Below are 1,959 nucleotides of genomic sequence, written 5' to 3'. Positions count from 1 at the left end.
ACCTGCCGGCGCCGCAGCCGCCTACAAATCTGGGGTCGTCCGAGCCGCCGGTGCATCTGCCCGCACCCCGGGCTCCCGCGTTCCCCGCCATGCCAGCCCCCGCGGCTCCGCGGATTCCCGCCATGCCGGCTCCCGCCGCTCCGCGGATGCCTGCCATGCCTGCCCCGGCGATGCCGGCTCCGGCGATGCCACATTTCAACATGCCGGCCCCGGCATTCCGGTTCTAAGAACGGTTCGAGCAGAGGATAAGCGCGGCTAAGAAAGGTCAGCATTTTTGAAGTGGTCCCGACTGGGATCGAACCAGCGACCTTCCGCGTGTGAGGCGGACGCTCTCCCGCTGAGCTACAGGACCCCTGCCGAGGGGCGGACGAGGTCGAAGGTTAGCACGTGGCGGACATGTTATGAGAAAGCGCTGGATGGGCGGCCCTGAGGTATACCGGAAGGTGTCAAGAGATTTGTGCGGGCCCGCTTAGGTGGACTATCGTCGTGCTTCGCACCGGGCGACGATCTCGTCCGCTGCGCGCGGATGTAGCGCAGTTGGTAGCGCATCACCTTGCCAAGGTGAGGGTCGCGGGTTCGAATCCCGTCATCCGCTCGAAGGTGCTAGTGGCATCAAACCCCGCGGTGGAGTGGCCGAGTGGTGAGGCAACGGCCTGCAAAGCCGTGCACACGGGTTCGATTCCCGTCTCCACCTCAAATCCTTTGACCCGGGCGCGGTTAGCTCAGCGGGAGAGCGCTTCCCTGACACGGAAGAGGTCGCTGGTTCAATCCCAGTACCGCGCACCAGTGTTTGTGCAGCTAATGGGATGTAACTAGGTCTGCTAAATCCGGTTCGTGAACTAAACGTGAACTGACCGTCGGCGCGCTAGCAACCAAACCATGAGAGGTAGCTAGCGATGCGCGAACCGTTGACCGATGTCGGCCCCGCCACCCCACCGCCGCCCTGGTGCCTGCCCGACGCCGAACCCCGGTGGGAGGAACTGACCGATCAGTGCGGGGGCGGCACGGTGTGCACCTGGACACGGCCGGTGTCTGATGATGTGTGGATCGCGGCGGAGGACCGTGCCGTGGACGGCCGGGTGATGCGCACCGCGCCCGCCATCTTCTACTGGGAACCGCCGCGGGACGGGGTGACGCCGTCAGTGGCCCGCGGACTGGCCCGCGCGCTGATCACCGCCGCCGACATCATCACCAGCACATGGCTCGACGAGGAATGAACACCGCTAATCGAGCGCGCATCGCGCGCAGACGCGCCCAGCGGCTCGGGCTGCGACTGTCCCAGTCGGGCAACGTGTTCCGCGTGTGCGACACCAACAATGTGACGCTGGCGCTGGGGCCGCTCGGGGTGGTCGACGCCTACCTGATCGAGCGACTGAAGCCCACCCCGCCGGGGCCGCCGCGGCGCACCTATGCCCCGCCGGCCTGGGCGCCAATGGTCGACGAGTACCTGCTAACTTTGGCTGCGGCCGGGCAGCGCCCGGAAACCATGCGGCTGCGGTACTTTCAGCTTTGCCAGGTGGCCCGCGGCCTGCGCTGCCGCCCCGAGTCGGTTACCGGGGCGATGCTGCTGGACTGGTTCGGCCGCCAACAGCACTGGACACCGGAGGGCCGCAAATCGTATCGCGCCGGGGTGCGGGGGTTCTTCGGCTGGGCGCAACGTTTCGCCCGGCTGCCCACCAACCCCGCCGACGCGCTGCCCACCGTGCGGGTCCCCAAAGCACCGCCGCGGCCCGCGTCGGATCAGGCTTGGGATGCGGCGCTGGCCCACGCTGATGCCCGGATGCGGCTGATGCTGCGGCTGGCCGCAGAGGCAGGTTTGCGCCGCGCCGAGGTCGCGGTCGTGCACACCAACGACCTGGTGGAGATCAACGGTCTGGCGCAACTCGTCGTCAAAGGCAAGGGCGGCAAGCCGCGGGTGGTCCCGGTCAGCCGCTGACGCGGGGGACTGGGGGCCCCAGG

Annotated in this window: 2 protein-coding genes and 4 tRNA genes; 5 read left to right on the top strand and 1 reads right to left on the bottom strand. The window is 67.8% G+C overall.

The genetic code is table 11. From position 1 onward, the window contains the following. Nucleotides 1–280: 280 nt before the first annotated feature. Nucleotides 281–352: transfer RNA gene (locus tag ACFE99_RS25170), tRNA-Val, on the bottom strand. A gap of 170 nt (nt 353–522) precedes the next feature. Between ACFE99_RS25170 and ACFE99_RS25165 the strand changes: the two genes are divergently transcribed. The 5 genes from ACFE99_RS25165 (at nt 523) to ACFE99_RS25145 (ending at nt 1,936) form a co-directional block, all read left to right on the top strand. Beyond that, a tRNA-Gly gene (locus tag ACFE99_RS25165) sits at nt 523–595 on the top strand. A 28-nt stretch (nt 596–623) separates the two neighbouring features. Further along, a tRNA-Cys gene (locus tag ACFE99_RS25160) sits at nt 624–694 on the top strand. A gap of 17 nt (nt 695–711) precedes the next feature. Beyond that, nucleotides 712–786: transfer RNA gene (locus ACFE99_RS25155), tRNA-Val, on the top strand. A 110-nt stretch (nt 787–896) separates the two neighbouring features. Further along, on the top strand, nt 897–1,217 hold the full coding sequence (locus ACFE99_RS25150) for a hypothetical protein (protein ID WP_375489610.1): 321 nt from the start codon (nt 897–899) through the stop codon (nt 1,215–1,217). Further along, nucleotides 1,199–1,936: a tyrosine-type recombinase/integrase gene (locus tag ACFE99_RS25145; protein WP_375489608.1), complete on the top strand. Its 738-nt coding sequence runs from the start codon at nt 1,199–1,201 to the stop codon at nt 1,934–1,936. The genes ACFE99_RS25150 and ACFE99_RS25145 overlap by 19 nt, the downstream gene beginning before the upstream one ends. Nucleotides 1,937–1,959: the final 23 nt, after the last annotated feature.

It is taken from the genome of uncultured Mycobacterium sp., assembly GCF_964249325.1.
GTDB lineage: Bacteria > Actinomycetota > Actinomycetes > Mycobacteriales > Mycobacteriaceae > Mycobacterium.
The sequence above is the reverse complement of the archived record's forward strand: the minus strand, read 5'-3'. Positions and strand labels throughout refer to the sequence as shown.

Bases quoted from the DNA above. Each gene is read 5' to 3' on its own strand.
- ACFE99_RS25145 (WP_375489608.1), top strand. From the start codon at position 1,199: ATGGCTCGACGAGGAATGAACACCGCTAATCGAGCGCGCATCGCGCGC.
- ACFE99_RS25150 (WP_375489610.1), top strand. From the start codon at position 897: ATGCGCGAACCGTTGACCGATGTCGGCCCCGCCACCCCACCGCCGCCC.